This window comes from Microbacterium testaceum (assembly GCF_001476655.1).
In the GTDB taxonomy this organism is placed as follows: Bacteria; Actinomycetota; Actinomycetes; order Actinomycetales; family Microbacteriaceae; genus Microbacterium; species Microbacterium testaceum_C.
On the sequence record NZ_LDRT01000171.1, the window covers coordinates 1 to 7625 of the forward strand.

Annotated in this window: 8 protein-coding genes; 4 read left to right on the forward strand and 4 right to left on the reverse strand. The window is 70.3% G+C overall.

Annotated elements, in window-relative coordinates:
• The 4 genes from NS220_RS17615 to NS220_RS17630 form a co-directional block, all read left to right on the forward strand.
• Nucleotides 1-851: nuclease-related domain-containing protein (locus NS220_RS17615; RefSeq protein WP_058625289.1), on the forward strand; the 851-nt coding region annotated here is incomplete at its 5' end.
• Between the two features lie 17 nt (nt 852-868).
• Nucleotides 869-2437 carry an Hsp70 family protein gene (locus tag NS220_RS17620; RefSeq protein WP_058625290.1) on the forward strand — a complete coding sequence of 523 codons (1569 nt, stop codon included), beginning with the start codon at nt 869-871 and terminating at the stop codon, nt 2435-2437.
• 4 nt (nt 2438-2441) lie between these two features.
• Nucleotides 2442-3089 carry a VWA domain-containing protein gene (locus tag NS220_RS17625; protein WP_058625291.1) on the forward strand — a complete coding sequence of 216 codons (648 nt, stop codon included), beginning with the start codon at nt 2442-2444 and terminating at the stop codon, nt 3087-3089.
• 25 nt (nt 3090-3114) lie between these two features.
• A complete protein-coding gene (locus NS220_RS17630; protein WP_058625292.1) occupies nt 3115-3540 on the forward strand; it encodes a hypothetical protein in 426 nt (141 codons plus the stop codon).
• Between the two features lie 117 nt (nt 3541-3657).
• On the opposite strand, the gene NS220_RS17635 is transcribed toward NS220_RS17630, so the two are convergent.
• The 4 genes from NS220_RS17635 to NS220_RS17650 form a co-directional block, all read right to left on the reverse strand.
• Nucleotides 3658-4173 (reverse strand): GNAT family N-acetyltransferase, encoded by a 516-nt coding sequence (locus NS220_RS17635; protein ID WP_058625296.1) that lies wholly within the window; start codon nt 4171-4173, stop codon nt 3658-3660.
• A gap of 69 nt (nt 4174-4242) precedes the next feature.
• Complete coding sequence (locus tag NS220_RS17640; RefSeq protein WP_058625293.1) at nt 4243-5244, reverse strand: ABC transporter substrate-binding protein; 1002 nt, start codon at nt 5242-5244, stop codon at nt 4243-4245.
• 239 nt (nt 5245-5483) lie between these two features.
• Nucleotides 5484-6269, reverse strand: coding sequence for an amino acid ABC transporter ATP-binding protein (locus tag NS220_RS17645; RefSeq protein WP_058625294.1), 786 nt, complete (start codon nt 6267-6269; stop codon nt 5484-5486).
• Nucleotides 6266-7294, reverse strand: coding sequence for an amino acid ABC transporter permease (locus NS220_RS17650; RefSeq protein ID WP_058625295.1), 1029 nt, complete (start codon nt 7292-7294; stop codon nt 6266-6268). The genes NS220_RS17645 and NS220_RS17650 overlap by 4 nt, the downstream gene beginning before the upstream one ends.
• Nucleotides 7295-7625 lie beyond the last annotated feature (331 nt).

Sequence of the window (7625 nt, forward strand, 5' to 3'; positions counted from 1 at the left end):
GTGAGGTCGTGTTCGACCCCGTCCGTCGTCCCACGCGCTTCGGGCCGGTGGTGCGTTCGAGCCCCGGGTACGGCACGCCGCCCGGGTCACCGGTCCCCCCGCCCGTCACCCCACCTCCTCCCGTCACGACCACGTCATCTGTTCCGCTCCCGCCGCCCGTCGCCGCGGACGCCCTTCCGCGAGCGACCGCCCGCGGTGCGATGACGGGTTACGAACCGCGCGTGCTCGCCGGTGTCCCGGCATCCATCTCCGTGAACGTCCGCGGGGCCGCGGGGCTGGGGTTGTTCGGCGCCGGTTTCGGTGACGCCCAGCGGCACGCGGGACAGCGCGGGGAGATCGGGTTCTACAAGGCGCTGTGCGTCAGCGGACTGGTCGACGCGTTCACGTCCTACTGGTCGGTGGCCCTTCCCGCGTCGAACCTGCCCGTCCGTCCCGACCCGGTGTTCTCGACCGACATCGACTGCGTCGTCGTCAGCGGAACGACGCTCGTCCTGCTCGACCTGAAGTACTACGCGTCCGGCGACGTGACGTGGTTCAGCGACGACGGCGCGTACCTGCAGTGCCGCGACAACCCGACGGGGAAGACGGTCCAGAAGCCCCGCCGGATGAGCAAGAACATGCAGATGGCGGACGAGCGGTTCCGCCGACTCTTTCCCGGGCACACCGTTCGTTCTCGCGTCGTGCTGATCCCCACGGACCAGGGACTCGGCTCGGTCGCGCCGGGCACCGTCTGGCCCGGTGGCATCCCTCTCGTCGGTCTTCCCGAGGTGATCGACGAGCTGCGCCGTCTCGCGCCGACGACGCTCGACCTCGCACTCGACACGACCTTGCGCTCTCTGCTCAAAGACTGAGCGGGCGGGAGACACAGATGGCAACCAGTATCGGCATCGATCTCGGAACGACGTATTCGTGCGTCATCCACTACTCGTCGGAGGGCGTCGAGACGGTCGTCGCGTCGGCCTCGGGGGGCGAGCTCACCCCCTCCGTCGTGCACATCTCGGAGAGCGGGGAGGCGACGGTCGGAGACGACGCGAAGCGGCTGCTCACCCGCGACCCCGACAACGTCATCGTGGGCATCAAGCGGAAGATGGGCACGGATCACCCCCTCGAGTACGCGGGACGCACGCTCACACCCGAGGCGGTCTCGGCCCTCATCCTGACGCGCCTCGCCGAGGACGCCGCCGTCGCGCTCCGCGTGCCCCGTGACGAGCTGCGAGCCGTGATCACCGTCCCGGCGTACTTCGGCGTGGCCGAGAAGGAGGCGACCGCCGCGGCGGCACGCATCGCCGGGGTCGACTGCCCCGAACTCCTGCCCGAGCCCGTCGCCGCGGCGTACGCGTACGGCTGGGGGACGGACGCCGCGACGACGTCGCTCGTCTACGACCTCGGCGGGGGGACGTTCGACGCGGCCGTGGTCGGACTCGAAGGAGGCAGATACCGCGTGTGGGCGGTGGACGGCGAGTCGCACCTGGGCGGTCTGGACTGGGACGGACGCATCCAGGACCTTCTGTGGGAGGAGGTCGCCGCCCTCGAGGGCGGCGACGAGCTCCGCTACGAGGAGGACGTCATCGCGGCGGTCGAGACGGCCTCCGAGAAGGTCAAACGGCAGTTGACGGGCGCGTTCACCGTGACCGAGCGCATCCGCTTCCGCGGTCGCACCATCTCGATCACGCTCACGCGCGAACGCTTCGAAGAGGTGACCCGCGACCTCCTGCTGCGTTCCCTCACGGCCTCGGAGCGCGCGATGGACGCCGCCCGTCGAGCGGGCGCCCCGGCGGTGAGTCGGATCCTGCTGGTCGGGGGATCGACGAGGATGCCGATGGTCCGCGACGCCCTGTCACGACACTTCGGTGTCGACGTCGAGCTCACCGACCCCGATCGGGCCGTCGCGCGCGGTGCCGCGATCCTGTCGGAGCAGCTGCTCGCCAGCCAGGATCGCCGCGCCATCACCGTGCACGGCATCCGACGCATGGCCGCGGGGATGGCTCGCGTGACCTCCGTGCTCCCGCGGTCAGTGGGCGTGCTCGTGTGCACCAGTCGGGAGCCGTACAGCGAGACGCCGCACGTGGTGCACATCGTGCACGCCAACGCCCCGCTTCCGATCGTGCGGCAGGAACACGCCGTCGCCACGATCGTCCCGAACCAGCGACGGGCGCGTATCCAGCTCTACGAGCAGGGCGGAAACGAGGCGTCACCGCGTGTGGAGGACAACCGGATGCTGATCGAGGGAGAGATCACCGACATCCCACCCGGCCCGGCGGGAACGAAAGTGGCCCTGCGCATCTCGGTCTCGATCGACGGTCGCATCACACTCGAGGCGATGACGGGTGACGGCACCCGTCCCCTCGTCGTGGAGGCATTCATGCACGGCGTTCTCGACGAGAGCGAGCTGCGCGCGCAGCGCGCGGTGGCCGGCAGCCTGAGAGTGATGGGGTGACCCGATGACCGGGTGGATGAAGAAGTCCTTCTCCGCGGAGGGCGTCACCGAATGGCCCCCGGGCCCTCGGCTGGCCGAGGTGACCGAGCGGTTCCGCTCGGGCGGTGCGGTCGTGCTCCTGCTCGACGTCAGCGGATCCATGACGTACACCGACGGCGACGGCGTCACGAACCTCGAGCGTGCGGTCCGCGGGTGCGAGTCGTTCATCGACGAGGCCATCGACGGCGGGTATCAGACGGGTCTCGTGCTGTGGAGTCACGATGTCCAGGCCACGGCCGCGCCCTCGTTCGATCCCTCGACGGCGCGGGCTCGGCTCGCGGCGGCCGGAGGGTACGGGGGCGGAACGAATGTCTTTCCCGCTCTCGCCGAGGCGGGCCGGATGCTGATGCAGCTCGACGTCGACGACCGCGTCATCGCGGTGTTCGGCGACGGCGATCTGGGGCCGCGCGAGCGGGAGGCCGTCGCGCTGTCCCGGAGTCTCGCGGCCCAGGGCGTCCGGATCATCACTCTGGGACTCGGCTCTCAGAGCGCCGAGGCCCTCTCGGTGATCGCGACCGACGAGACCCCCACGGCGACGGCGTCGTCGACGACGTTGAGCTCCGACATCCACCGCATGGCCGTGGGCATCGTCGCCCGACAGCACCGAACCTGAATCCGATCGAGAAGGAGACACGACCATGGACTACGCCACCTACTGCGCCGAGCTGTCGGCCGAGGCCGACCGCATCACCCAGGCGTCACTGGCGGCTGCTCGCGCGTGTGCCAGCCAGGGCGATGCAGGGGGTGCGAAGAGGGAGCTGCGCGCGGGAACACAGGAACTCCGGCTGCTCAAGCAGCAGGCGAACGCGGCGGCGGCCGACGTGCGCCTGCAGATCCAAGAGCAGCGCGTCGCCGTCGACAAGAAGGGGCGCACGATCGCGAACATCGTGGGCCGCGGCACCTTCGGGACGGCCCTCCGCGGCGGAATGGCGCGATCGCGGACGACCCAGAATGCACAGCTGAGCCGCATGAAGAACGATCTCGCGCTGGAGAAGGCCCGTCTCGACGCGGTCGTCGATCGTGCGACGCTGACCCTGGCGCAGGAGGGCAATCGGCTGGGCTGATCCGGTCTCGCAGGCCGCCGGTGCGGTGCGAGGCGCGTCGCGATGTCGACGGAAGCACACGGGTGCCCGTTCGGATCCTGGCCACCGCGTACACGGACGGGGTGGCCAGGCCGTCGCTCAGAGATCGAACCCGAACGCCCGCAGGTCGAGGAACCGCCCCGGCTCCACCTCGACCGGGTACTCGCGTTCGGTGAGACGACGGAAGCCGAGCTTGAGGTACAGCGCGTGTGCGCCGAGCATCTCGGGGCCGCTGTTCATCACGACCCGCTGCGCTCCCCGAGCGCGCGCGAGGTCGATGACGTGACGGGTGAGGGCTTCGCCCACACCTCGACCGCGGGCGGCGGGGGCGACCGCGAGCTGACGGAAGTCGAGCTCGCCCTCGGCGGCGAGTTCGGACAGGCGCTCGCCGGGCCGCGGGACCCACACAGTTCCCACGATCTCCCCGTCGTCGAGCGCGATCCAGACCTCACCCTGCGCGATGCGACCGGCGACATCGGCGAGTGAAGCGAGATAGCCCTCGGTGAGTCCGTCGTAGCTGTGCCGGTAGGCGTCGGCGGTGAGGCGACCGGCCTCGGCGTACTCGGCGGGCTCGACGAGGCGGATGGTCAGGGTCGACGTGGGCTCGGGGGTCATGGCATCCATTCTTCTCTTCGCGGCGCACGACACGGCCCGGTCGCCGAAGGACCGGGCCGTGCGCGGGAGTCAGGACTTCGGGAGTCCCGGAGGGTTGATCTCGCTCTTGTCGACGCCCTCGGACTCGAGGCCCCAGGCGTCGAGCACCTTCGCGTAGGTGCCGTCGGCGATGTAGGCGTTCAGCACGAGGTTGACGGGCTCGATGAGGCCGTTGCCCTTCTTCGTCGCCGCGGCGATGTCGGCCGCGAGCGGCCATCCTCCGGGGATGATGCCGACGAGCTTCGTCTCGCCGGTCTCCCGGGCGGCCCAGGCCGCCGTGGCGTTGGGGTCGAAGGTGGCGTCGACGCGCCGGGACTGCAGCGCGAGCGTCGCGGCGGCGGTGTCGTCGTAGTAGTTCAGTTCGGCGGGAGCCTTGCCGGCGGCGGTGAGCTCCTCGTTCCACTTCAGCAGCACCTTCTCCTGGTTGGTGCCGGAGCCCACCACGATCTTGAGGCCCGAGATGTCGTCGGCCTGCTCGATCTTCGAGATCGAGCTCTCGGAGCGGACGGAGAAGCCCAGCAGGTCCTGGCGGTAGCTGGCGAAGTCGTAGAGCTCCTTGCGCTCCTCGGTGACCGTGACGTTCGAGGTGATCAGGTCGTATTTGCCCGATTGGATGCCGAGCGGCCAGTCGGCCCATGCGACCACGACCGGGTTGTACTCGAGGCCGAGTCCCTCGGCGATCAGCTCGCCGAAATTCGGCTCGGTGCCCGCGACGTCGGTCGCGGCGGTGGTGCCCTCGGGCTGGTAGCTGAGCGGCGGGACGAACGCGCCGACCGCCACCGTCAGCTTGCCGGGCTCGATCGGGGTGAAGCCGCTCGCCTTCAGGGCGGCGACGGCCTCGGGTACGGCTTCTCCGGTGATGCGGGGGATGTCGCCGGTGTCGGGGTTCGCCGACACGGTGGTGTCCGGGGCGGCCGCGGCCTCCGCCTCGGCGGGGCGGTTGAAGATCGCGAGCGAGCCGACGCCGACGATCGCGGCCACCGCGACGACGGCGACGCCGATCGCGATGCCCTGTTTCTTGCTGAGTGCCACGTTGTGTCTCCTTGTGAGGGGTGGATGCCGAGGCGCCGGTGTCGCGCCGCGGGGGCGGGGGAGGTGGCTGAGCCTGTCGAAGCCGCCGAGGTGTGCTGTGGGTTCGGGTGGGGAGGCGGTTGAGCTTGTCGAAGCCGCCGAGGTGTGCTGGGGGTTCCGTTCCCTCCGACGGGCTCAGGGACCTTGCGGTGAGCGGGAGGTGGCTGAGCCCGTCGAAGCCACCGGTCGCCGGTGCCCGGTCAGCCGAGCACCTTCGCGAGGAACTCGCGCGTGCGCGGGTGCTGCGGACGCGTGAACACGTCGTCGGGGGTGCCCTCTTCGACGATGCGTCCCGCGTCGAGGAACACGACCCGGTCGGCGACCTCGCGGGCGAAGCCGATCTCGTGCGTGACGATCACGAGCGTCGTCCCGAGCTTCGCCAGGTCCCGGATGACGTCGAGCACCTCGCCCACCAGCTCGGGGTCGAGTGCGCTCGTCGGCTCGTCGAACAGCAGCACCTTGGGCTGCAGAGCCAGTGCGCGGGCGATCGCGACGCGCTGCTGCTGACCGCCCGACAGCTGCCGCGGGTACGCCTCCGCCTTGTGCGCGAGTCCGACGCGGTCGAGCAGACCGCGGGCGAGCTCGGCGGCGTCGTCCTTGCTCAGCCGCTTGAGGGCGAGCGGCGCCTCGACGACGTTCTCGAGGGCCGTCAGGTGCGGGAAGAGGTGGAAGTTCTGGAACACGATCCCCACCTGCGTGCGCCGACGCAGGATCTCGCGCTCGCGCAGCTCGTGCAGCTTGCCGTGGCGCAGTTCGTAGCCGATGAACTCCCCGTCGACGGTGACCGATCCGGCATCCACGGTCTCGAGGTGGTTGATCGTGCGCAACAGGGTCGACTTCCCCGAGCCGCTGGGACCGAGCAGTGCGACGACCTCGCCGGGTTCGACGGTCAGGTCGATGCCCTTCAGCACTTCGGTGCCGTGGAAGGCCTTGTGGACGTCGTGGATCTCGACGAGACCCCGAGTGGCGGTGGTGGTGGCACTCATGCGCGGACTCCCTTCTGGGGCGCCGGGTGCGCGGCATCCGTCACCCCCGGCGGTGCGTCGCCCAGGCGCGCCCACTGCGCGCTCACCCAGCGGCGGGCCCGCTGCACGGGCGTCGGGGGCAGGGCGCGGGCCGAGCCGCGGGCGTAGTACCGCTCGATGTAGTACTGGGCGATGCTCAGGATGGTGGTGATGAGCGTGTACCAGACCACGGCGACCAGCAGCAGCGGGATGACGCGGCTGTTGCGGTTGTAGATGACCTGCACGGCGTAGAACAGCTCGGGGATCGCGATCACGAACACCACCGAGGCGCCCTTCACCAGACCGATCACCTCGTTCGTCGCGTTGGGCACGATCGAGCGCATCGCCTGCGGCAGGATGATCCGGAACAGGCGACGGGACGCCGGGATGCCGAGGGCCGCAGCCGCCTCGTGCTGGCCGGGGTCGACCGAGACGAGACCACCGCGGATGATCTCGGCCGAATACGCCGCCTGGTGCAGCCCGAGGCCCAGGATCGCGGCGGCGAAGGCGCTGACCAGCTGCACCGTGGGGAACTCGACGATCCAGAAGTCGGTGGTGAACGGCGTGCCCAGGCCCAGGGTCGGGTAGAGGTAGCCGAGGTTGTACCAGACGATGATCTGCACCACGAGCGGCACCGAGCGGAAGAACCAGATGTAGCCCCACGCGACGGCGTTCAGCAGCGGCGAGGCCGACAGGCGCCCGAGGGCGAGCACCGTGCCGAGGGTGAAGCCGACGACCGCCGAGATCGCGGTGAGGCTGAGCGTGTACCCGATGCCGATGAGCACCGGCTCGGAGAAGAAGTACTGCGCGAAGGTGCCCCACATGTACCGGTCGTTCGTGACGAGGCTCCAGACGAACTGGGCGACGACGAACAGCAGCAGGGCGCTGAGGATCCAGCGCCACCAGTGACGGGTGGGGACCACGGCGATCGTGCCGAGGTCGACCTTGTCGGTCGACCCGGCGCGCGGGGCCGTGCGGTCGGCGGGGGCCGGCGCGGTGGTGGTCATGACGTGCTCCTCGGAAGGGCGGTGACGGCGCGGGGCGCCGGTGGGTTGCGTCACGGTACGACGGCGTCGGAGGGCGCCGCGAGGTGCCCATTCACGCGTCGAAACGACCTGTCGCGCATCGCAATGCGACGCCTCGCGCGGTAACACGCTGGACGGCGACTGCGGGTTCGGGTAAGTCCGGCTCACGTCGCGGGGCCGCGCCCGCAGGGCCGCGCCCGCAGCGCGGGGCCGCGCACAACTCCTGCATTACCTGTGCCGGGGGCGGTTGCGGGGTGCTGGAGCCGCGGTTTTGCAGGAGTTGTGCGCGCCGCGCGCCGGCTCAGGCTCCGCG

Coding starts and splice junctions, on each gene's coding strand:
- NS220_RS17650 (WP_058625295.1), bottom strand. CDS start 7,294: ATGACCACCACCGCGCCGGCCCCCGCCGACCGCACGGCCCCGCGCGCC.
- NS220_RS17620 (WP_058625290.1), top strand. CDS start 869: ATGGCAACCAGTATCGGCATCGATCTCGGAACGACGTATTCGTGCGTC.
- NS220_RS17645 (WP_058625294.1), bottom strand. CDS start 6,269: ATGAGTGCCACCACCACCGCCACTCGGGGTCTCGTCGAGATCCACGAC.
- NS220_RS17625 (WP_058625291.1), top strand. CDS start 2,442: ATGACCGGGTGGATGAAGAAGTCCTTCTCCGCGGAGGGCGTCACCGAA.
- NS220_RS17630 (WP_058625292.1), top strand. CDS start 3,115: ATGGACTACGCCACCTACTGCGCCGAGCTGTCGGCCGAGGCCGACCGC.
- NS220_RS17635 (WP_058625296.1), bottom strand. CDS start 4,173: ATGACCCCCGAGCCCACGTCGACCCTGACCATCCGCCTCGTCGAGCCC.